Origin of the sequence: Lutibacter oricola, from assembly GCF_900106565.1 — a bacterium.
GTDB lineage: Bacteria > Bacteroidota > Bacteroidia > Flavobacteriales > Flavobacteriaceae > Lutibacter > Lutibacter oricola.
This window is the reverse complement of the sequence record NZ_FNNJ01000005.1, coordinates 20,215-43,571: the sequence shown is the minus strand read 5'-3', so window position 1 is coordinate 43,571 and position 23,357 is coordinate 20,215. Positions and strand designations below refer to the sequence as shown.

Below are 23,357 nucleotides of genomic sequence, written 5' to 3'. Positions count from 1 at the left end.
GTTAGTCTTCTATAACTTTGGCAACTACTAAATAACCGTTTTTTTTGCTCGGAAAGTTTTCAATAATTAGTTGTTTCTCTATAGCCGAACTCTCTATAACAACATCTTCTCTTAAATTATTAATAGACACGCAATTATTATTAAAATTATTTAAAGAATTATTATTTGTTGGATTTGCATTCTTAATCACTTCAAATAATTTGTTTACAGCCTCTGATGGCTGAGCTCCTTTAATACTCGACAATATGTCGACTGTCATAATTTTACTCATGTCTTCTAATTTTTTTTAAGTCAAACTTTAAGCAGGCCAAATTACGAAAGTTTTACGAGGGATGCACGTTTTTTTTATGCTCACTACAACCCAAATACCTTATATAATAAAGTATAGCGTAATTAATTTAATATATTGTAAATGAATATAGCTATCATTGTTATATGTTGAAATATGTTGTTAAATAAACCTGCTAATTTCAATTTCTTTTAATTTGTTAATTAAATGTACTTTTGTCAAAAATCTGTTAAATGCTGCTAAAAGAAACACAAGAACAATTGATTCCTACTTTAAAAAAATATTTTGGGTATGATACTTTTCGTGATCAACAACAAAAAATTGTAGAATCTGTACTTTCTAAGAATGATAATTTGGTAATAATGCCAACAGGTGGAGGTAAATCTATTTGTTTTCAATTACCTGCTTTGTTATTAGATGGTTTAACCTTGGTAATATCGCCATTAATAGCTTTAATGAAAGACCAAGTTGATGGTTTGAACGCTAATGGAATTGCAGCAGATTATTACAATAGTAGCCAAGAAAGTAGTGAGCACGAAGCTATTTTTGATAAAGTAATTCAGAAAAAATTAAAACTTTTATACGTTGCACCAGAGAGTTTGGCGTTGCTAGAAAATATTTTAAGTGAAAAATATATAAGTTGTATTGCTATAGATGAAGCGCATTGTATTTCTTCTTGGGGACACGATTTTAGACCTTCATATCAACAACTTGGATTTTTTAAAAAATCGCTGCCAAACACACCAATTATTGCCTTAACTGCAACAGCCGATAAAGCAACAAGAGCAGATATTTTAGAGCAATTAAGTATTCCGAATGCAACTCAATTTTTATCGTCTTTCGATAGAAAAAATATAGAATTAGAAGTAAGGCCAGCAAATGATAGATTATCTCAAATAATTAAGTTTGTTAGAAAAAGACCTAACGAAGCAGGTATAGTTTATTGTTTAAGTAGAAAATCTACCGAGCAAATTGCAGCCAAATTAAAACAGAACGGTGTAAATGCGAAAGCATATCACGCAGGTTTAACTTTTGAAGAACGTACAAAAACTCAAGAAGATTTTATTTACGATAAAACACAAGTAGTTTGCGCAACCATTGCCTTTGGAATGGGAATAGATAAATCTAACGTTCGTTGGGTAATTCATTATAACATGCCTAAAAATATTGAAGGTTATTATCAAGAAATTGGTCGTTCTGGTAGAGATGGAATTAAAGCAAATGCCTTGTTGTTTCATAGCTATTCTGATGTTATTCAGTTGAAAAAATTTATGAGTGGCGCTTCAAACGAAGAAGTGCAATCGGCTAAATTAGATAGAATGAAACAGTTTTCTGAGGCTACAACTTGCCGAAGAAAAATATTGTTAAGTTATTTTGGAGAATTGTTAGCCGAGAATTGTGGTAATTGTGATGTTTGTAAAAATCCACCAGAATTTTTTAATGGAACTATAATTGCTCAAAAAGCACTTTCTGTAATTACACGCTTACAAGAATCTGAAGCAATGGGGACAGTAATTGATGTGCTACGAGGAGCGCACAATGCAACTATTTTAGAAAAAGGCTACGATACGTTAAAATCTCACGGAGTTGGCAGCGAAATTTCTTGGCGAGATTGGCAACAATATTTAATTCAACTTACAAACCAAGGGTATTGCGAAATTGCTTTTCATAAAAATAATGCGTTGCAATTAACTAGTTTTTCAAAAAAAGTTTTATTCGAAAAAGAACAGGTTAATTTAACAAGGCCGGTTGAAATTAAAGAGCAGCCTGTACTTCAGAAAAAGACTACAAAAACTAGAAAAGCAACTAAAGATACGTTGTTTGAAAGACTTCGAAAATTACGTCAAGAAATTGCATTGGCCGAAAACATTCCGCCATATTTAGTGTTTAATGATGCTTCGTTAAAAGATATGGAGCGCTCAAGACCTATGAGTGAGGCTGACTTTTTAGAGATAAGTGGTGTAGGACAACGAAAGTTAGAGGTTTATGGAGAAGATTTTATTGCTGAAATAGTTGCTTTTTCAAACGAAAAAATAAAAACAAGAAAGAAAAAAGATACTCACAAAGTAACGTACGACTTATACAAAGAAGGTTTAACTATAGACGAAATTGCAGATAGGCGCAATTTAAAACCAACCACAATATTTTCGCATTTGGCATTGTTATATACCGAAGGAAAAGATATTGATATTTATGATTTTGTTACTGATAAAGAGGTTGAATTAGTGAGAAAAGCAAAAGATGAGTTGGAGAGTCCGCCAGCTTTAAAACCTTATTATGAACATTTAAATAAAGAAGTTGAATACTTTAAAATTAGATTGGCATTAACGGTAATTGATAAAGAAGGATAGAAGTATTTTTTAGCTGAAATGTTAAATTTGTTTTAAATCCTGTACTAAATATTAATTTATTATTGAAATAAACAATAAAACTATTATTTTCGCGGTTTAAGAGCTAAAAACAGAGATAATTGAATACGAAGGAACGAGTGAAGACGCCGAGAAAAAGTAAACTAGCATTGATACATCAATACTATTCTTACACAGGGTTTTATTCTTTTATAGGCAAAAGCCTAAAAAAAGCAATAGTGCCTATTCTTGCTGTGGTGGTTGCTTTAGTATTGTTTAATGAATATGTTTATAGCATAAATAAAGGGCTTCAGCTAATTACAACTGTATTTTCGGATATTCAAATACTAGTTGTGTTTTTTATTTCAGAATCTTTTTTAGGTTTAATTCCACCAGAAATTTTTATTGCTTGGACTAAAAAAACATCAAATCCAATTGTTAATTTAAGCATACTTGCTTCTCTTTCATATATTGGAGGAATTGTTTCTTACTTTATTGGTAAAAGCATTTTAAAAATAGAAAAAGTAAAAAATTATTTTGAAACAAAGTTGTCTAAACATTTGAAAAACACCAGTAAATGGGGTGGTTTTTTAATTGCTGTTGGTGCACTATTACCAATTCCTTTCTCGATTACTTGTATGGCAGGAGGAATGATTAAGTATCCATTTAAAGGTGTGATGTTATTTGGTTTATTGCGTTTTGCTAGATTTGCAATTTATGCCATGGCAATTTTTCAAATGGTTAGTTAAACGAGCCTTATTTAAGGTTTTTTTAAGTTATAAAAAATAATTATTCCTATTAATTGTTACATATTTCTTCTGTATTGACCACCTACTTCAAACAGAGCTTCGGTAATTTGACCTATAGAACATACTTTGCAAGCCTCCATTAATTGCTCAAAAATGTTTTCATTCTGAATAGATTTTTCTTTTAATAATTGAAGTTGTTCTTCAGCTTTAGATTTGTTTCCTTTATTTAAATTTTCAACCACCGAAATTTGTAATTGCTTTTCAGTTTCAGTGGCTCTAATTACTTCTTGAGGTAAAATAGTAGGTGAACCTTTGCTGCTTAAAAATGTATTTACTCCAATAATTGGGAAGCTTCCGTTGTGTTTTAAAGTTTCATAATACAAACTTTCTTCTTGAATTTTACTACGTTGGTACATAGTTTCCATAGCACCTAAAACTCCACCACGATCTGTAATTCTATCAAATTCTGCATATACAGCTTCTTCAACCAAATCGGTTAATTCTTCAATAATAAAAGCTCCCTGAATTGGGTTTTCATTTTTAGTTAAACCTAATTCTTTATTAATTATAAGTTGAATTGCCATTGCTCTACGTACACTTTCTTCCGTAGGAGTTGTAATTGCTTCGTCATAAGCATTGGTATGTAAGCTATTGCAATTATCGTAAATAGCATATAGAGCTTGCAAGCTTGTTCTAATATCATTAAAGTCTATTTCTTGTGCGTGTAAGCTTCTACCTGAAGTTTGAATATGATATTTTAACATTTGCGCTCGCGAATTAGCACCGTATTTGTTTTTTAGTGCTTTTGCCCAAATTTTACGAGCAACTCTACCAATTACGGCATATTCTGGATCAATACCATTAGAGAAAAAGAACGATAGGTTTGGACCAAATTTGTTAATATCCATTCCTCGAGAAAGATAATATTCAACATAAGTAAATCCGTTTGCTAACGTAAATGCTAATTGCGAAATTGGATTAGCACCAGCTTCGGCAATATGATAACCAGAAATTGAAACAGAATAAAAATTACGAATATTATTATCAATAAAATACTCTTGAACATCACCCATTAAGCGTAAGGCAAATTCAGTAGAAAAAATACACGTATTTTGAGCCTGATCTTCTTTTAAAATATCTGCTTGTATAGTTCCTCTTACTTTTGAAATAGTTTCATTTTTAATTTTTTGATATACATCAAAAGGTAAAACTTCATCACCAGTAACACCCAATAATAATAAACCTAAACCATTATTCCCTTCAGGTAAATCACCTTGGTAACTTGGTCTTTCAACTCCTTTTTCTTTGTAAATTGAAGTAATTTTAGCTTCAATTTCAGTTATTAAATCATTTTTAATAATATATTTTTCACATTCCTGGTCAATGGCAGCATTCATAAAAAAACCAAGCATCATAGGTGCCGGACCATTAATTGTCATAGAAACAGATGTCATTGGGTTTGTTAATTCAAAACCAGAGTATAATTTTTTTGCATCGTCTAAACAACAAATAGAAACTCCTGCATTTCCAATTTTACCATAAATATCTGGCCTAACAGCTGGATCATTTCCATATAAAGTAACCGAGTCAAATGCTGTAGATAATCTTTTTGCAGGCATTCCTAAACTTACGTAATGAAAACGTCTGTTTGTGCGTTCTGGACCACCTTCACCAGCAAACATTCTAGTAGGATCTTCACCAGTTCTTTTAAAAGGGAATAACCCAGCAGTATACGGAAATTCTCCTGGTACGTTTTCCTCTAAACTCCAATATAAAATATCTCCCCAAGCTTCATATTTTGGTAAAGCTATTTTGGGGATTTTTAGATGTGAAAGTGATTCGCTTTGAGTTGAAATATTAATTTCTTTATCGCGAACTTTGTATGAGTAAATTTCGTTTTTGTACAATTGTTTTTTTTCTTCCCATTTAAGAATTATGTTCCAGTTATGCGGATTTAAATCCATTTTAACGCTATCAAATTCGGTTTTTAGAGCTTTTATAATATCAACCTTGTCATTCTGAGCATCGCGAATAATCTCATCTATTGAAACGTTAAGATTCTTCATTTCATTCAGAATGACACCCGAAACGCTTTCAATAGCTTTAAAAATACCATATAGTTTTTGGGCAATTTCTTTTTGTTGAATACTTGAGTTGCTGTACGTTCTATTGTTTTCGGTAATTTCAGATAAGTAGCGAGTTCTATTTGGTGGAATTATAAATTGTTTTTCGCTGTTTTTTTCTGAAAATTCAAAAGAACTATTAAAATTAGCTGAAGTTTTTTTGTTCAATTTTTTAATAATTACAGCGTATAATTCATTGGTTCCGGGATCGTTAAATTGCGAGGCAATAGTGCCATAAACAGGCATAGTGTTTACATCTTCTTCCCATAAATTATTGTTGCGCTGGTATTGTTTTTTAACATCACGCAAAGCATCTAAAGCGCCCCGCTTATCAAATTTATTTAAGGCAATTACATCTGCAAAATCAATCATGTCGATTTTTTCTAACTGAGTTGCAGCACCATATTCAGGAGTCATTACATACATTGCAACATCAGAATGATCTAAAATTTCTGTATCACTTTGTCCAATTCCAGAAGTTTCTAAAATAACTAAATCAAACCCAGCAACTTTTAAAATGTCTACAGCGTCGTTAACGTGTTTAGATAAGGCTAAATTAGCTTGTCTAGTAGCTAAGGAACGCATATAAACACGGTTGTTTTTAATAGAATTCATTCTAATTCTATCTCCTAAAAGTGCGCCTCCAGTTTTTCTTTTTGAAGGATCAACAGAAACTATTGCAATTGTTTTTTTTGGGAAATCGGTTAAAAAACGTCTTACAATTTCATCAACTGTAGATGATTTTCCAGAACCTCCGGTTCCGGTAATTCCTAAAACGGGTATTTTAGACTTTTTAGATTGTTTTTTTACTTCAGCAATAAAATTAGCGTGCTTTTTAGAAAAATTTTCAGCACCAGAAATGGCTTTAGCTATTTGATGTGAGTTTTTATTAGCTAAATCTTCAATTTTGAAATCTATAATTTCACCAGTTGCAAAATCACAACGTTCAATCATATCGTTAATCATACCCTGCAAACCTAATTCTCTTCCGTCATCAGGTGAGTAAATTCTGGTAATACCATAATCCATTAAGTTGTTAATTTCTTCAGGAAGTATAACGCCGCCTCCGCCACCAAATATTTTGATGTTTGAAGCTCCTTTTTCCTTCAATAAATCGAACATGTATTTAAAATACTCGTTATGTCCACCTTGGTATGATGTAAGCGCAATAGCATTTGCATCCTCTTCAATAGCACAGTTTACAACATCTTCCACACTTCTATCATGTCCGAGATGAATTACTTCAACACCTGTTGCTTGAATTATGCGTCGCATAACGTTTATTGATGCATCGTGGCCGTCAAATAAAGAAGCAGCAGTTACAATTCGTATTTTATTAACGGGTTTGTATGGTTTAATTTTGTTCATTCTGTAATTTTAGGTAGTAATAGTAGTGCAATTTATAAATATTTTAAAAATAACCTAGTTTTATTGGTAATTAGATAAACATTTGAAGCTTGATTTATTCTCATTCATTTTTTAAGTAATTTTGACGCTTAATTAAACATAGAAATGAAAAGAATAACTATTCTAATAAATTGTAACGATAGTAAGGGTATAATAGCATCAGTAACAAATTTTGTTTCTCAGCAGAGTGGAAATATTGTGTATATAGATCAATATGTAGATAGGGAAGAGGAAATGTTTTTTATGCGTTTAGAATGTGAATTTTCTGTTGAAGTTTTTAATGTAGAAGTATTTAAAAATATGTTTAATGAAGTAATTGCAAATAAATTTGAAATGAATTGGCAATTACATGATGGAGATTCTAAACCTAAAATGGCTGTTTTTGTATCTAAGTATTCACATTGTTTATATGATATTTTAAGTAGGTATAATGCAGGAGAATTAGATGTTGAAATACCATTAATTATTAGTAATCACCCAGATTTAGAGAATATAGCAAAATCTTTTAATATTCCATATTACTGTATTAAAGTAACTAAAGACACTAAAGTAGAAGCTGAGAATGAACAGTTAAGATTGTTGAAAGAATACAATGTTGATTTTATTGTGCTGGCAAGGTATATGCAAATACTTTCATCAAAACTAATTGCAGAATATCCAGACCATATTATAAATATTCATCATTCATTTTTACCTGCGTTTCCTGGGGCAAAGCCTTACCATTCGGCATACAAACGTGGTGTAAAAATTATTGGAGCAACAAGCCATTATGTTACGGAAGATTTAGATGAAGGACCAATTATTGAGCAAGATATTACACGAGTTTCACATACACATACCATTAAAGATTTTATTTTAAAAGGGCGTGATTTAGAGAAAATTGTACTTTCAAGAGCTATAAAATTACATACTCAACGTAAAGTAATGGTGCATAATAATAAAACGGTTGTTTTTACATAATATACTTTGTAAAACTGTATTTTTTTCTGTCCAATAAATAATTCAAATTACCTTCATTTTGGTAAGCTTCTTTTTCAAAAGAGATATTTTTGTATGCCTTATTATGATTTTTATATTTAATTAAGAGAACTAAATATTCAGCAAAATACCAAACGAAAAAGAAAACCCAAAAAAGTTCTTTTTGCTGTTGTAAATGAATGTTCTCGTGGTTTAATAAATAGCTATCACTTTTTAACTCTTTGTTTTTTAGAAAAACAAAGGGGTAAATGGTTAAACCAATATAATTTTTAGGTACTAAGTATTTCGAAATTATAATCATAGCTATTATTAACAAATCAAAAACTGAACCAAAATTACAGTATATTTGTTATACCTAAAAATAATGAAATTATTTTAATCAATGACTTTCAAAAAACAAATTCAACAAGGAATTCCATCTGAATTACCAGAAATAAAACTATACGATTCTAATTTAAATCACGCTCCAAAACGAAAAGAGATACTTTCTAAAGCTGAAAAAGAACTTGCTATTAGAAATGCACTACGTTATTTTGAAGAAAAATACCATTCGGTTTTAGCAAAAGAATTTGCCGAAGAATTGAATAAATACGGACGTATTTATATGTACCGCTTTCGTCCAGATTATAAAATGTATGCACGCCCTATTAGCGAATACCCTGGAAAATGCGAGCAAGCAAAAGCTATTATGCATATGATTCAGAATAATTTGGATTATGCTGTTGCTCAACATCCGCACGAGTTAATTACCTATGGAGGAAACGGAGCAGTTTTTCAAAACTGGGCACAGTATTTATTGTGTATGCAATATTTAAGTGAAATGACAGAAGAACAAACACTGGTGATGTATTCTGGGCATCCAATGGGATTATTTCCTTCACATAAAAATGCTCCAAGAGTTGTGGTTACAAACGGAATGATGATTCCAAATTATAGCAAACCAGATGATTGGGAGAAATATAATGCGCTTGGAGTTACACAATATGGGCAAATGACTGCCGGTAGTTATATGTATATTGGGCCACAAGGAATTGTGCACGGAACAACAATTACCGTGTTAAATGCTGGGAGAAAAATTTCGAAAAATGGCGAAGGCTTAGAAGGAAAATTATTTGTTACTTCTGGTTTAGGAGGTATGAGCGGAGCGCAACCAAAAGCAGGTAATATTGCTGGTTGCATTACTGTTTGTGCTGAGGTAAACCCGAAAATTACTGAAATTCGTTTATCACAAGGTTGGATTGATGAAAAAATCACTGATTTAGATGAATTAGTAGAAAGAGTTAAAAAAGCAAAAGCAACTAAAGAAGTTGTTTCTATAGCATATTTAGGAAACATTGTAGAGGTTTGGGAAAAATTTGATGAAGTTGATTTATATATAGATTTAGGTTCAGATCAAACATCGTTACATAACCCTTGGGCTGGAGGTTATTACCCTGTAGAATTAAGTTTTGATTACGCAAATGAGTTAATGGCAAATAAGCCTAAATTATTTAAAGAAAAGGTTCAAGAAAGTTTGCGAAGACAAGCAGCAGCTATAAACAAACATACGGCAAAAGGAACTTATTTCTTTGACTATGGAAACGCATTTTTATTGGAAGCAAGTAGAGCAGGAGCAACAGTTCATAAAAACGATAATGGAGTTTTTTGTACGGCGAGAGAATCAAAATTGGGTGGCGAAGCTTTCGCCTATCCGAGTTATGTTCAAGATATAATGGGGCCCATGTGTTTTGATTATGGTTTTGGACCGTTCCGTTGGGTTTGTACAAGTGCAAATCCTTCAGATTTAGAAAAAACCGATGCTATAGCTTGTGAAGTTTTAGAAGAAATTAGAAAAAATTCTCCAAAAGAAATTCAGCAACAAATGGCTGATAATATTCAATGGATTAAAGGAGCTCAAGAAAATAAATTAGTTGTTGGTTCGCAAGCACGTATTTTATATGCTGATGCTGAAGGAAGAATGAAAATTGCTGAAGCGTTTAATAATGCTATAAAAACTGGTGAAATTTCAGAAGCTATTGTGTTAGGAAGAGATCATCACGATGTTTCTGGAACAGATTCTCCTTACCGCGAAACATCAAATATTTACGATGGTTCTCAGTTTACAGCAGATATGGCTATTCAAAATGTAATAGGCGATAGTTTTAGAGGGGCAACTTGGGTTTCAATTCATAACGGAGGTGGAGTTGGCTGGGGAGAAGTTGTAAATGGTGGTTTTGGTATGGTTCTTGATGGTAGTAAAGAAGCAGAAAAGCGTTTGAAAAGTATGCTTTTTTGGGATGTTAATAACGGTATTTCACGAAGAAATTGGGCAAGAAATAAAGGAGCAACATTTGCTATTAAAAGAGCAATGGAAGTTGAACCAAACTTAAAAGTTACATTGCCAAACGTAGTGGATGATACGGTTATAAATAATTTATTCTAACTTTAAATATAGTTTATATGAAAGCATTAAAAATACTTCCGTTAGCATTACTTTTTGTAGTTGCATCGTGCAGTTCGGTTCGAGTTACAAGTGACTATGATACTTCTACAGATTTTTCAAAATATAAAACATTCGCCTTTTATAAAAAAGGAATTGATAAAGCAGAAATTTCTGATCTAGATAAACGTAGAATTCTTAAAGCTGTTGAAAGTGAATTATTGGCAAAAGGATTTACAAAGTCTGAAAAACCAGATGTTTTAGTGAATATTTTTACAAAATCTCGTCAAAAAGTAGATATTTATAATAACAATCAGTTTTTTATGGGATGGCATCCTTGGTATTACGGGCCAAATTTTGGAATGCAGATTTCAAAATATACTGAAGGAACATTGTTTATTGATTTAATTGATGCTAAAAAGAAAGAATTGGCTTGGCAAGGAATTGGTAGCGGAGCATTAACATCGGCTAGAAATGTAACAAAAAAGGAAGAAAGAATTAGAGAGTTTGTGGGTGAGATTATGGCTAAATATCCTCCAGGAAGTGAAAAGTAAATATTTTTTATTAAAAGCTAGCTTAATACTTCTGTTAAGTAATGTACTAGTATTTTGCAGTAATAGCAATTCAACAAATGTTAGTAGTAAATGTGATGAGGTTGTGCTAATTAATGCTAGTTTGTTTACTACTGCTCCAAATAATTTATGGTAATTAATAGTGCTAGTATTGATGACGATTGCTTGAAAATTAATTATAGTTCTAGTGGTTGTAGTGGAGATAGTTGGGAAGTAAAGTTAATAGATGCAGGTGTTATTATGGAGTCATTTCCACCTCAAAGAAACATAAAATTATCTTTAAAAAATGAAGAAATTTGTGAAGCATATTTCACAAAAGAAATTTCTTTTGATATTGATAAATTGCAAGTTGATGGTGAAGTAGTCTTATTAAATTTAGAAGGTTTTGATACTCAAATAAGATACGAGTATTAGGTAAAATAAATAAATTAACATTAGTTAACTAAAACGTTCTGAATTTTCAGAACGTTTTTTTATACATTTGCGTTCTATGGAGATTAAAAAACCAATGAAGCCAGAAGAAGGTGATTATTACACAAACGAGCAAGGCTATAGGGTTTTTACAGAGCAATATCATTTAAAAAGAGGATACTGTTGTAAAAACGGTTGTAAATATTGTCCGTACGGATACGATAAAAAAACAGATACATTTAAAAAATAAATTATGATTAAGAAAATAGTATTAATTGCATTAATAATTTCAGTTTCTGCTTGTGCAGAACTACAACAAGTAGTAAATCAATTACCAACTAGTGGAGGAGCTTTAACAAATGCGCAAATAGGTAATGGGTTAAAAGAAGCATTGAATAATGGTATTACTAAACAAGTTTCGAAATTAGCTGTAAAAGATGGTTTTTTTAAAAATGAATTAACCAAAATATTATTACCAGAAGAATTACAAAAAGTAGATAATACCTTACGTAAAATAGGTTTGTCTAAAGTTGCAGATGAAGGGTTAAAAGTTTTAAATAGAGCAGCTGAAGATGCTGTAAGTGAAGCATTTCCAATTTTTGTAGATGCTATTAAGGGAATGTCTTTTAACGATGCTAAAAATATTTTGTTAGGCGATAAAAATGCAGCTACAAATTATTTAAAAGGAGCAACATCACAAGCTTTAACTCAAAAGTTTACTCCAATTATTCAAAATTCATTTCAAAAGGTTGGAGCCGATAAAATTTGGGCTAATTTAATAACTAAGTACAATACATTACCATTAACTAAAGATGTAAACCCAGATTTAACGCAGTATGTTACTGGTGAAGCCTTAAAAGGTGTGTATACTATGGTTGAAGTTGAAGAAAAAGAAATTAGAGAAAAAGTAAGTAGTAGAACTTCTACATTGTTAAAGCAGGTATTTGCTTTGCAAGATTAAGTTTAAAAAAATAAAATAGCTGTTATGAAAAAAATAATTATTGCCTTAGGGTTAGTTATAGGTGTGTCTACATCTATAATTTCGCAAAATATTTATTTAAAAAAGACTGAATTAGATAAGGTTTTATGTAAAAATTGGGATGTAGATCACGCTATAATGAGTGGTTTAACAATTAAAAAATTGGCGGTTAATGCCGATTTTGAAATTGAATTTAACCTAGATGGAACTTTTGAAATTTATAAAGAAACAGGTGAGGTAAGAGAAGGCTTGTGGTTGTTTAATTCCAAAAAACATTATGTTGTTTTAGTGGAAAATGATGAGCCTATTGGTATAGTAAAATCTTGTAGAAAAGGAATTTTGGATATTCAATTTTCTAGTGAAAAAGATGATTCTGCTATTGCAAATTTAGAAGTGTTTTTGAAGCCACTTTAAAAGTGGCTTTCTAGTTTTTTATGTAACTCTTTAAAGTAATCGAAGGCTAAAAGCATTCTAGATCCTGGCCAACTAAACATTTCACCATCACCAAAAACGGTTATTGAGCGGTTGGTAAATGAACCAATTTCCATTGCGTGTTTGTCTTCAAATTTATAAGGTTCAGAAGAAAAAATAAGTACATCTGGATCACCTTCCCATCTAATTTTATCAATCACAATTTTTGGGTAACGGCTCATACTATCGTAAATGTTTTCAAACTTATTAAGTTTTAGCATTTCGTTAATATAGGTGTCATTTCCAGCCACCATCCAAGGGTTTGCCCAAATAAAATAAGCAACTTTTCTAGAAGGTTTGTCTTTAATAAACTGTTTGAAATCGGCTAGTTTAAATTCAATTTTATGTGCTAAATTATCACTTTCGGTTCTTCTATTTAAAATAGAGCCTAGGTGAAGAATTAAATCTATAGAATCATTAATTGTATTTACATCTGAAAAATAAGTTGGAGCAATTTTTTCAAGTTCAGGAAGCATATCGTATGCATTTTCCTCTTTATTGCACAAAATAAAATCAGGTTTTAGCTCTTTTATTTTTTCGTAATCTACTTTTTTTGTACCTCCAACAATGGCTTTTGTAGATTTTAAATTGAACGGATGAATACAATACTTTGTAATTCCGACCAATTCATTTTCTAATGCTAAATCACATAGTAATTCAGTTTGCGATGGTACTAAGGAAACTATTCTTTTTGGTACAGATTTTAATGTAATTTCTCTACCAATTTGATCTTTAATTATTTTCATTTAATATTTGTTCCATTTCTTGTTGTAACTTCAGTGCTTCTTGCTGTGCTGTTTTAGCAAAATTCTCATCGCTACCAGCATAAATAATTCCTCTTGAAGAATTAATTAATAAACCGCAATCTTTATTTAAACCGTATTTACAAACATCTTGTAAATTACCACCTTGCGCTCCAACACCTGGAACTAATAAAAAGTGGTTTGGTACAATTTGTCTAATTTCTTCAAAATATTCAGCTTTTGTAGCTCCAACTACAAACATTAAATTTTCTGAATTTTTCCAAGTAATTGCAGTCTTTAAAACTTCTTTATAAACCTCTTGTTTGTCTGTTTTTAAACCTTGAAAATCTAAACCACCTTTGTTAGATGTTAATGCTAATAAAATGGTTGTTTTGTCTTCGAAAGCTAAAAACGGTTCTACGGAATCACTTCCCATATAAGGTGCAACGGTAACAGAATCAAAATTTAAATCTTCAAAAAAAGCTTTCGCATACATTGTTGAAGTATTTCCAATATCACCACGCTTAGCATCAGCAATTGTAAAAACTTCAGGATAGTTTGCGTTAATGTAATTGATAGTTTTCTCTAGAGATTGCCAACCTTTAATACCGTAAGCTTCATAAAAAGCCGTATTAGGTTTATAAGCGACAGCTAAATGATGTGTTGCATCAATAATTTGCTTGTTAAATTCGAAAATAGGATCTTCTTTAGCTATTAAATGTGTTGGAATTTTTGTTAAATCAACATCTAAACCAATACATAAAAATGATTTTTTTTTCTGAATTTGTGCTATAAGCTCTTGTTTGTTCATAGGTTTGAATAAAGAATTATGCAAAAGTAGTAATTTTAATAGTTTAAGTTATATTTGTTCAACAAATAATCTACATTGTTTAGCTACATTATAAATAAAATATTTTACGGAATTTTAACGCTCTTTGGAGTGGTAACTGTTATTTTCTTTTTATTTAACATTTTGCCCGGCGATCCTGCAAGAATGATGCTAGATCAGCGCGAAGATACTGAGCAGCTTCAGAATATTAGAAAAAAATATGGTTTTGATCAGCCAATATCAACGCAGTATTTATATTATTTAAACGATTTATCTCCAATTTCAATCCATAGCAACAATACAGAAAACTACACTTTTTTAGATAATGATAAGTATACGTTTTCAAAAATAGTATCATTTAATAAGCAAACAATTGTAGCAAAACTTCCATATTTGAGAAAATCTTTTCAGAAAAACGATAAAAATGTTTCAGAAATTATTAGCGAAACAATGCCAAACACAGCAGTTTTAGCAGTTTCGGCAATTACCATAGCAATTATTATTGGTATTTTCTTTGGAATTCTTTCTGCGCTTTATAAGGATTCATTTTTTGATAGAATTATTTCAGTAATAAGTACTTTGGGTATGAGTGTACCTTCATTTTTCTCTGCAATATTATTTGCTTGGTTGTTTGGTTTTGTATTGCACAAATACACCAATTTAAATATGACAGGTAGTTTGTATGAAGTTGATGATTTTGGTGAGCATATTTATATTCAGTGGAAAAATTTAATATTACCTTCAATAGTTTTAGGTATTAGACCATTAGCAGTGGTAATTCAATTAATGCGAAACTCACTGTTAGAAGTGTTGAATCAAGATTATATTAGAACCGCGAAAGCAAAAGGTTTGTCTACCTTCAAAATAATTAAAACACACGCTTTAAAAAATTCGCTAAATCCGGTTGTTACGGCAATTAGTGGATGGTTTGCATCGTTATTAGCAGGAGCCGTTTTTGTAGAGTATATTTTTAACTGGAATGGATTGGGTAAAGAAATTGTAAACGCCTTAAACACTTTAGATTTACCTGTAATAATGGGTAGTGTTTTGGTAATTGCTACAATGTTTATTTTAATTAATATTTTGGTTGATATTATTTACGGTTTATTAGATCCAAAAATTAGAATAAAATAGCACCTTTTTCTTTAGAAACTAACCGAAAACGATTGCGCAAAATACCTTGTTTAAAGCTAGTTTTTAGGCTTTTAATTGTAAATTTGTAGGGTTAATCACAACAATAATATCAAAAATATAATATCATGAGAAAACAAATTGTAGCAGGTAACTGGAAAATGAACAAAAACGTTCAAGAATCAGTACAATTGGCTGACGAAATTGTAAGTAATGTAAAAGATTTAGCTTTAGATAATACAAGAGTAATTGTTACTCCAACTTTTGTTAATATTAGCGAAGTTGTTAAAGTTGCTGAAGGATCTAACGTTGAGGTTGCTGCTCAAAATATGCACCAAGCAAAAAGTGGAGCTTACACTGGAGAGATTTCTGCTGAAATGTTAACTTCATTAGGTTTAAAAACGGTTATTTTAGGTCACTCTGAAAGAAGAGAATACTTTGGTGAAACTGACGCTATTTTAGCTGAAAAAGTTGATGCTGCTTTAGCTAACGAATTAGAAATTATTTTCTGTTTTGGTGAAGTTTTAGAAGATAGAAAATCTGATAACCACTTTAACGTAGTTGAAAGTCAAATTAAAAATGCATTATTTCACTTACCAGTTGATGCTTGGAAAAATATAGTATTAGCTTACGAGCCAGTTTGGGCTATTGGTACTGGTGAAACAGCTTCTCCAGAACAAGCACAAGAAATGCACGCATTTATCAGAAAAATTGTAGCTGCTCAATACAATGCTGAAGTTGCTGAAAATGTATCAGTTTTATACGGTGGAAGTGTAAACCCAGGAAACGCTAAAGAAATATTTTCTAAAGAAGATGTTGATGGTGGTTTAATTGGTGGAGCTGCATTAAATGCTGATAACTTTATCGCTTTAATCAAATCTTTCTAAGAAATTAGAAAAATAAAATATAAATACGGTTTTCTTTTATGTTAAAGGAAACCGTATTTTTGCATTTATAAATTAATAGTATGAACATAAAATATATTGGTTATTCTTTTACCGTAACACCTAAAGAGCCAGCAACAGAAATATTAATTGCACAATTAGGATTTGCAGGTTTTGAAAGTTTTGTTGAAAATGAAGATGGAGTTACCGCTTACATTCAAGAAGCAGATTGGAATGCTGGAATGTTAGAAGATATTCAAATATTAAATTCTAATGAGTTTAACATTTCTTATAAAGAAGAAGTAATTGAACAAACAAATTGGAATAGCGAATGGGAAAAGAACTTTAATCCAATTCAGGTAGATGATTTGGTAAGTATTAGGGCGCCTTTTCACGAAAATCCAAATTTAAAATACGACATTGTTATTGAACCAAAAATGAGTTTTGGTACAGGTCATCATGAAACTACGCATATGATGGTGCAGCACTTGTTGGATATGGATTTAACCAATAAAAAAACATTAGATATGGGCTGTGGAACTGGAATTTTAGCAATTTTTGCTGAAATGAAAGGTGCACAACCAATTGATGCTATTGATATTGATAACTGGTGTTACGAGAATTCTTTGGAAAATGTAACACGCAATAATTGTAGTCATATTTCAGTTTATGAAGGTGATGCATCTTTATTAATTAATAAAGAATACGATGTTATTATAGCAAACATAAATAGAAACATATTGTTGAACGATATGCAATCTTATATGAATTGTTTAGCTAAAAACGGAACAATTCTATTTAGTGGTTTTTATCAAGAAGATATTCCAATTATAGATGCCGAAGTTTCTAAATATGGATTAAATATTGACAAGATTATAGAACGTAATAACTGGGTAGCAATTAAATACATTTTTGAATAATGATTTTATACGGTGGTTCATATACAGAAGAAGTTGGTCCTGGGTTAAGTGGAACAGGTAATGGTATTTATTGTTTTTATTTTAATAATGAAAACGGTGAGTTATTTTTATTAAATACTTTTTTGAATAGAAACACTAGTTATATTGCTATTTCAGAAGATAAAAAATACCTGTTTAGTTTTCAGGAAGTTTTAGCAGATAAAAAACCTGTTGTACTTTCATTTTTTATTAATGAAGACTGCTCTTTAAAACTAATAAGTAAACAACCAATAGATGGCGGTTTACCTTGTCATTTAAATATTATAAATAATAAAACTTTAGGTGTAGCTTGTTACCAAACAGGAAGTGTTCATTTGTTTCCAATAAATGAAGATGGTTCGTTAGAACCAAGTTCTCAAACTTTTAAAAATGTTGGAGCAAGTGTAAATGTTGAAAGACAAGAATGTGCGCATTCCCATATGGTTGCAATTAATAATAATCAAATATTTGTACCAGATTTAGGTATAGATAAGATTGTTGTTTTTAATAACGAAGAAAATTTATTAAAAGAAACTTATAATGTTGAAATGCCACTAGGAGCGGGGCCAAGACATATAGTTTTTCATCCAAAAGGTGAATATGGTTTTGTAATTAATGAATTGACAAGCGGAGTTTCAATAGTAAAAAAAGAAAATTCAAAATTTAAGGTTGTGGAAAATGTAAGCTCTATACCAAATACGTATAGAGGAGTTCCTGCTGCAGCAGCTATAAAAATGAGTCCAGATGGCAAATTTTTATATGTTTCAAATAGGGGAAGTAATACCATTGCCATTTTTAGTTTTAATTTTGAAAATGGTAAACTTGAGCTAGTAGATCAACAATATACTGAAGGGGAAACTCCAAGGGATTTTGAAATTTCACCTACAGGAGAATGGTTGTTGGTTGCTAATCAAGATTCAAATACTATAATTGTTTTTAAAAGAGATTTAAATTCGGGTAAACTAAAAGAGGTTGCTAAAAATAGTGAAGTGCAATCTGTAGTTTGTTTGAAATTTTTATAAATTTGTTGAAATTATGAGTCCAGAAAGAAAAATACAAGAAGAAGTAGACGTAGCAGAGCAAGAGAGTAACTTGAATGAAATTGTGTTATTTAATGACGATGTAAATACGTTTGATTTTGTAATAGATTCGTTAATAGATATATGTGAACATACCTTAGAGCAAGCAGAACAATGTACTATATTAGTGCATTATAAAGGAAAATGTACAGTAAAAACTGGTGAGTATAAAGAGTTAGAACCAAAATGTACGGCACTTTTAAGCCGAGGTTTATCTGCAGAAATTATTTAAAAAAAGCCAACACAATGTATTGGCTTAAAAAGAGTTGTTTAACCAAGAGAACATTATGAGGTAAAAATGAATTTTTTTTACTGATCATTTAACTCTTTTGCGATTAGACGGTTAATTGAGATAAAACTTACAAAAAAAATCCCGCTTTTGCGGGATTTTTTTTATAAAGGAATATTTCCGTGTTTTCGTTTCGGTTTGTTAACTTCTTTTCCCTCAAGCATTTGGAATGCTTTTATTAATTTTCTACGTGTGTTTTTCGGGTAAATTACTTCATCAATAAAACCACGTCTTGCTGCTCTATATGGGTCTGCAAACATATTTGCGTACTCAGTTTCTTTTTCTTTTAATTTTTCTTCTGGGTTTTCTGCATTTGCAATTTCTCGTCTAAAAATAATTTCAGCAGCTCCTTTGGCTCCCATTACCGCAATCTCGGCAGTTGGCCAAGCATAATTTAAATCGGCTCCAATATGTTTAGAGTTCATTACATCATAAGCACCACCGTAAGCTTTTCTTGTAATTATAGTAATTTTTGGTACTGTAGCTTCGCTTAAAGCGTATAATAATTTTGCTCCATTAGTTATAATTCCATTCCATTCTTGGTCGGTACCAGGTAAAAATCCAGGAACATCTACAAGTACTAATAATGGAATATTAAAACTATCGCAAAAACGAGTAAATCTTGCTCCTTTAATAGACGATTTAACATCTAGACAACCTGCCAATTGTAAAGGTTGATTGGCAACAATACCAATACTTCTACCAGCTAAACGAGCAAAACCTACTATAATATTTTCAGCAAAATCTTTATGAATTTCAAAGAAAGAGTCTTCATCAATAATACCTTTAATAACGTCATGCATATCATAAGGTTTATGATTGTCTTCTGGTACAATATCAATTAGGTGTTCTCTTAATTCATCTCCAATTGTGTATGGCATTTTTTTAGGAGTTTCTCTATTGCTTTGCGGCATATAACTCAAAAGTTTTTTAACATCTTCTAAGCATTGTATGTCGTTAGCAGAAGTTACGTGTGTAACACCAGATTTGGTTGAGTGCGTGCTAGCTCCACCTAATTCCTCGGCAGTTACTTCTTCGTTTGTAACTGTTTTTACCACATTTGGCCCAGTCACAAACATATAACTAGAATCTTCAACCATAATGGTAAAATCTGTTATGGCTGGAGAGTAAACTGCTCCACCGGCACAAGGCCCCATAATTGCAGATAATTGTGGAATAACTCCAGAGGCTTGTACATTTCTATGAAAAATATCGGCATAACCTCCTAAAGATTTTACACCTTCTTGAATTCTTGCTCCACCAGAATCATTTAACCCAATACAAGGTGCACCAACTTTAATGGCTTGATCCATTATTTTACATATTTTTTCTGCGTGAGTTTCTGATAAAGAACCTCCAAAAACGGTAAAGTCTTGCGCAAAAACATATACTAATCTTCCGTAAATGGTTCCATAACCAGTAACTACACCATCACCAAAATATATTTCTTTATCCATTCCAAAATCGGTAGTACGGTGAGTAACCATAACACCCATTTCTTCAAAAGAGCCTTCATCTAATAAATAATCTATACGTTCACGTGCAGTAAGTTTTTTCTTGGCATGTTGTTTGTCAACTCTTTTTTGGCCTCCACCAGCATATGCTAATTCTAGACGTTTATCAAGTTTTTCTATTTTCGTATTCATATGATTTGTATCCATAATGCAAATTTTTAATGATTAATGAGTTGGAACTCTTAATTGTTTTTGATCTTCGAAATAAGTTTTTAAAGCTATAATAGCTGCTATTTTGGCTCTTTTTTCGATTCTATGTTCCAATTCTTCACCTGTATAATATTTTTTTACAAAATGAGTATCGAAATTTCCAGATCTAAAAGCTTCATGTTCGCAAACAAACCTACCAAAAGGTAATGTTGTTTGAGCGCCTTCTACTTTATAATTCTTAATTGCATCAATCATTAATTGTATGGCTTCTTCTCGAGTTTTACCATACGTTATTAATTTGGATAACATTGGGTCGTAATAAATAGGAATATCCATTCCTTCTTCAAAACCATCATCTACACGAATGCCTTCTCCTGTTGGAGGTTGGTAGGTAGTTAATTTACCTATACTTGGTAAAAAGTCGTTAAAAGGATCTTCTGCATAAACTCTTAATTCTAATGCATGTCCGTTTATATGTAAATCTTCTTGTTTAATTTCGATAGCTTCACCACGAGCAATTTTAATTTGTAATTCAACTAAATCTACTCCAGAAATTAGCTCAGTTACAGGGTGTTCAACTTGTAGCCTAGTATTCATTTCTAGGAAAAAGAAATTTAAGTCGCCATCAACCAAAAACTCTACTGTTCCAGCACCTAAATAATCGCAAGATTTTGCAACATTAATAGCTGCTTGTCCCATTTTTTCTCTTAATTCTGGTGTTAAAATAGATGAGGGAGCTTCTTCAACTACTTTTTGGTGACGACGTTGTACACTACATTCTCTTTCAAAAAAATGTAGAACATTTCCGTGAGAATCGGCTAATACTTGAATTTCTATATGACGAGGAGAAGTAATGTATTTTTCTACAAAAACAGATCCATCACCAAAGGCTGAGGTTGCTTCAGAAATTGCACGTTTCATTTGTTCTTCTACATCAACTTCTTTTTCTACAACTCTCATTCCTTTTCCTCCGCCACCTGCGGCTGCTTTAATAAGAATAGGGAAACCTATTTCTTTTGCAATTTCTACAGCTTCTTTTGGGTCGGTTACTGCGCGATCAACTCCAGGAACCATTGGTATGTTGTAGTTTTTAACAGCTTCTTTTGCTGCTAATTTATCGCCCATAGTTTTAATGGCGTATGACTTTGGACCTATAAATGTAATATTGTTGTCTTCTGCGAGTTTTGCAAAATCAGCATTTTCACTTAAAAACCCATATCCAGGGTGTATACCATCAACATCTAATTCTTTACAAACTTCAATAATTTTTTCTCCAACTAAATACGATTTGTTCGAAGGTGCTTCTCCAATACAAACTGCTTCATTAGCATAACGTACGTGTGGGGCATTTCTATCTGCTTCAGAAAAAACAGCTACTGTTTTAATACCCATTTTTCGAGCGGTTTTCATAACTCTTATGGCTATTTCGCCTCTATTAGCTACTAATATTTTTTTCATCGGTAAGTTTTTTAATATTATAAATAGGTTTAGGCTAATTCAATCATTAATTCTCCTTTTTCAACGGTTCCATTACTTTTAATGTTAATGGATTTAATAATCCCATCTTTTGGAGCAGGAATGGAGTTTTCCATTTTCATAGCTTCAAGAATTAAGAGTGTTTCTCCTTCTTTTACTTCTTGTCCTTCTTTAACGTTAACACTTAAAATCATGCCAGGCATAGGAGCTTTAACATCATTGGCTTTTTTTGAAGACCCAAGTGAGAATCCCATTTCTGTAATTAGTTGGTCTAATTGGTTGGAGATGTCTACAGTGTAGGTACTTTTATTTACTTTAATAACGTACTTTCTGTTGTAAAAATCTGATTCGTCAATTTTTACATTAAAAGATCTACCATCTTTAATAACGTGAAATTCGTTATCGGATAGTTTTAATAAATCTAATTGGTAGGCATCACTAGTTTTTAAATCGAATTCAAAAGATTCATCGACTTTTACTTTGAATTGTTTCTTCATAGTGTTGAAATTAGTTTGTTTGAATAATTTTAGGTTTTATAAAGTTATTAAATTTTTAGCTAGGATTTGAATGTTTTTAATCAATTAATGTCGAATAGTGTATTTATTAGATGTTAATAGAAGAGTTTTTTAAAGAAAATAAGTTGAAAGCGGTTGTTTTAATGTGAATATTTTAAAAGTTGTAGTTTGTGTATTATATGTAATGTAAAAAGGTGTTTTTTTTATTCTTTTTTGAAAAATACAAAGGGTAAAAATGCTTTTATGTATGTTAATTTAACATTAAGAACGTTACTAAAACGTTTTCGATGTTAAAATAGAATATAAAGTAGAGAAATACGTTGTGAAATAAACCGTAAGTTTTTCGTTATTTTACAATGAATAACAAAACAAGAAGCGTTATGAGTTTAAAAAAGCAATTTTTAAAAAGTAAACCAGTTTGTAAAGTTACTTTTTCTTTAACAAAAGATGAAGCTAATGCAGCTGAAAAAGTACAATTGTTAGGAGAGTTCAATCAGTGGAAGATAGAGGAAGCAGTTGAGCTTAAAAAATATAAAAACGGTAGTTTTAAAGCAACTGTTGATTTGCCAATCGAAAACGAGTTTCAATTTAAATATTTAATAGACGGAGCTGTTTGGAGTAATGATGTAGCGGCAGATAAATACGTAAACAATGGAATTACAGCTGAAGATAATTCGGTAGTGGTAATTTAATTAAAAATATAATTGGTTAAGTTTCATTATTTATAGCAGCAATGCTATTTTAATGTTAATTTTTAGGTGTAAAAAGGCTTTATTTTAATAAGGTCTTTTTTTTTGCTCTAAACTTAAGTTTTAAAAGGAAAATATAGGGCGTAAAAAAAGGAAACTCTTTTTGAATATGAATTTCCTTTCTTTTACTACTAACTAAAAAAATCAAAAACATTACTTAAACAGATTAAGCAATGAAATATGAAGCAAATATATAGCGAAGAATTGGAAATAATAATGACGAATGTCAGGTTTTGAAGAAAAAGTAAAAATATTTTTTATTCATTTAAATTCTATCTACAAAAATAATTTTTTTTGTGTTATAATTTTTTTAT

Annotated in this window: 23 protein-coding genes; 15 read left to right on the top strand and 8 right to left on the bottom strand. The window is 31.0% G+C overall.

Annotated elements, in window-relative coordinates:
- Position 1 precedes the first annotated feature (1 nt).
- Positions 2-259, bottom strand: a complete 258-nt coding sequence (locus tag BLU40_RS10505) for an Asp-tRNA(Asn)/Glu-tRNA(Gln) amidotransferase subunit GatC (protein ID WP_090123477.1) — start codon at positions 257-259, stop codon at positions 2-4.
- Positions 260-522: 263 nt separating this feature from the next.
- Here BLU40_RS10505 and recQ point away from each other — a divergent pair, with 263 nt between their 5' ends.
- Both recQ and BLU40_RS10495 read left to right on the top strand, forming a co-directional pair.
- Positions 523-2,640 carry a DNA helicase RecQ gene (recQ, locus tag BLU40_RS10500; protein ID WP_090123176.1) on the top strand — a complete coding sequence of 706 codons (2,118 nt, stop codon included), beginning with the start codon at positions 523-525 and terminating at the stop codon, positions 2,638-2,640.
- A 167-nt stretch (positions 2,641-2,807) separates the two neighbouring features.
- Positions 2,808-3,386 (top strand): YqaA family protein, encoded by a 579-nt coding sequence (locus BLU40_RS10495; protein WP_175454774.1) that lies wholly within the window; start codon positions 2,808-2,810, stop codon positions 3,384-3,386.
- A gap of 56 nt (positions 3,387-3,442) precedes the next feature.
- On the opposite strand, the gene BLU40_RS10490 is transcribed toward BLU40_RS10495, so the two are convergent.
- Positions 3,443-6,877, bottom strand: a complete 3,435-nt coding sequence (locus BLU40_RS10490) for a methylmalonyl-CoA mutase family protein (RefSeq protein WP_090123172.1) — start codon at positions 6,875-6,877, stop codon at positions 3,443-3,445.
- Positions 6,878-7,021: 144 nt separating this feature from the next.
- Here BLU40_RS10490 and purU point away from each other — a divergent pair, with 144 nt between their 5' ends.
- Positions 7,022-7,876 carry a formyltetrahydrofolate deformylase gene (gene purU, locus BLU40_RS10485; protein WP_090123170.1) on the top strand — a complete coding sequence of 285 codons (855 nt, stop codon included), beginning with the start codon at positions 7,022-7,024 and terminating at the stop codon, positions 7,874-7,876.
- Here purU and BLU40_RS17770 read toward each other — a convergent pair.
- On the bottom strand, positions 7,869-8,195 hold the full coding sequence (locus BLU40_RS17770) for a hypothetical protein (protein WP_090123168.1): 327 nt from the start codon (positions 8,193-8,195) through the stop codon (positions 7,869-7,871). The two genes, purU and BLU40_RS17770, sit on opposite strands and share 8 nt — an antisense overlap.
- An 81-nt stretch (positions 8,196-8,276) precedes the next feature.
- Here BLU40_RS17770 and BLU40_RS10475 point away from each other — a divergent pair, with 81 nt between their 5' ends.
- From BLU40_RS10475 to BLU40_RS10455, 6 genes are all read left to right on the top strand, one after another.
- Entirely contained in the window at positions 8,277-10,316 is a 2,040-nt protein-coding gene (locus BLU40_RS10475) for a urocanate hydratase (RefSeq protein WP_090123166.1), read from the top strand.
- Positions 10,317-10,333: 17 nt separating this feature from the next.
- Entirely contained in the window at positions 10,334-10,867 is a 534-nt protein-coding gene (locus BLU40_RS10470; protein WP_090123164.1) for a DUF4136 domain-containing protein, read from the top strand.
- A gap of 147 nt (positions 10,868-11,014) precedes the next feature.
- A complete protein-coding gene (locus BLU40_RS10465) occupies positions 11,015-11,299 on the top strand; it encodes a hypothetical protein (protein WP_090123162.1) in 285 nt (94 codons plus the stop codon).
- A gap of 76 nt (positions 11,300-11,375) precedes the next feature.
- The gene (locus BLU40_RS17570) at positions 11,376-11,546 is read left to right on the top strand and encodes a C1orf53 family protein (protein ID WP_175454773.1); all 171 of its coding nucleotides are present in this window, start codon (positions 11,376-11,378) and stop codon (positions 11,544-11,546) included.
- Between the two features lie 3 nt (positions 11,547-11,549).
- Positions 11,550-12,257, top strand: coding sequence for a DUF4197 domain-containing protein (locus BLU40_RS10460; protein ID WP_090123160.1), 708 nt, complete (start codon positions 11,550-11,552; stop codon positions 12,255-12,257).
- A 24-nt stretch (positions 12,258-12,281) separates the two neighbouring features.
- Entirely contained in the window at positions 12,282-12,689 is a 408-nt protein-coding gene (locus tag BLU40_RS10455; protein WP_090123158.1) for a hypothetical protein, read from the top strand.
- On the opposite strand, the gene BLU40_RS10450 is transcribed toward BLU40_RS10455, so the two are convergent.
- Positions 12,686-13,492, bottom strand: coding sequence for an ABC transporter substrate-binding protein (locus tag BLU40_RS10450; RefSeq protein WP_090123156.1), 807 nt, complete (start codon positions 13,490-13,492; stop codon positions 12,686-12,688). The two genes, BLU40_RS10455 and BLU40_RS10450, sit on opposite strands and share 4 nt — an antisense overlap.
- Positions 13,479-14,300, bottom strand: a complete 822-nt coding sequence (gene pyrF, locus BLU40_RS10445; RefSeq protein ID WP_090123154.1) for an orotidine-5'-phosphate decarboxylase — start codon at positions 14,298-14,300, stop codon at positions 13,479-13,481. Before pyrF ends, BLU40_RS10450 begins: the two co-directional genes overlap by 14 nt.
- A 75-nt stretch (positions 14,301-14,375) precedes the next feature.
- Here pyrF and BLU40_RS10440 point away from each other — a divergent pair, with 75 nt between their 5' ends.
- The 5 genes from BLU40_RS10440 to BLU40_RS10420 all read left to right on the top strand — a co-directional run bounded on the left by BLU40_RS10440 (position 14,376) and on the right by BLU40_RS10420 (position 18,582).
- Positions 14,376-15,452, top strand: coding sequence for an ABC transporter permease (locus BLU40_RS10440; RefSeq protein WP_090123152.1), 1,077 nt, complete (start codon positions 14,376-14,378; stop codon positions 15,450-15,452).
- Positions 15,453-15,577: 125 nt separating this feature from the next.
- Positions 15,578-16,336: a triose-phosphate isomerase gene (gene tpiA, locus BLU40_RS10435; RefSeq protein WP_090123150.1), complete on the top strand. Its 759-nt coding sequence runs from the start codon at positions 15,578-15,580 to the stop codon at positions 16,334-16,336.
- Between the two features lie 80 nt (positions 16,337-16,416).
- Positions 16,417-17,253, top strand: a complete 837-nt coding sequence (gene prmA / locus BLU40_RS10430) for a 50S ribosomal protein L11 methyltransferase (protein WP_090123148.1) — start codon at positions 16,417-16,419, stop codon at positions 17,251-17,253.
- Positions 17,253-18,293 (top strand): lactonase family protein, encoded by a 1,041-nt coding sequence (locus BLU40_RS10425; protein WP_090123146.1) that lies wholly within the window; start codon positions 17,253-17,255, stop codon positions 18,291-18,293. The genes prmA and BLU40_RS10425 overlap by 1 nt, the downstream gene beginning before the upstream one ends.
- 13 nt (positions 18,294-18,306) lie before the next feature.
- A complete protein-coding gene (locus tag BLU40_RS10420) occupies positions 18,307-18,582 on the top strand; it encodes an ATP-dependent Clp protease adaptor ClpS (protein ID WP_090123144.1) in 276 nt (91 codons plus the stop codon).
- A gap of 161 nt (positions 18,583-18,743) precedes the next feature.
- Here BLU40_RS10420 and BLU40_RS10415 read toward each other — a convergent pair whose 3' ends face one another.
- From BLU40_RS10415 to BLU40_RS10405, 3 genes are read right to left on the bottom strand one after another with little or no spacing between them, the layout of a single operon-like run.
- Entirely contained in the window at positions 18,744-20,285 is a 1,542-nt protein-coding gene (locus tag BLU40_RS10415; RefSeq protein WP_090123472.1) for an acyl-CoA carboxylase subunit beta, read from the bottom strand.
- Positions 20,286-20,318: 33 nt separating this feature from the next.
- On the bottom strand, positions 20,319-21,761 hold the full coding sequence (gene accC, locus BLU40_RS10410) for an acetyl-CoA carboxylase biotin carboxylase subunit (RefSeq protein WP_090123142.1): 1,443 nt from the start codon (positions 21,759-21,761) through the stop codon (positions 20,319-20,321).
- A 29-nt stretch (positions 21,762-21,790) separates the two neighbouring features.
- On the bottom strand, positions 21,791-22,276 hold the full coding sequence (locus BLU40_RS10405; RefSeq protein ID WP_090123140.1) for an acyl-CoA carboxylase biotin carboxyl carrier protein subunit: 486 nt from the start codon (positions 22,274-22,276) through the stop codon (positions 21,791-21,793).
- A gap of 374 nt (positions 22,277-22,650) precedes the next feature.
- Between BLU40_RS10405 and BLU40_RS10400 the strand changes: the two genes are divergently transcribed.
- Positions 22,651-22,986 carry an isoamylase early set domain-containing protein gene (locus BLU40_RS10400; RefSeq protein WP_245729930.1) on the top strand — a complete coding sequence of 112 codons (336 nt, stop codon included), beginning with the start codon at positions 22,651-22,653 and terminating at the stop codon, positions 22,984-22,986.
- The last annotated feature ends 371 nt before the right edge of the window (positions 22,987-23,357 follow it).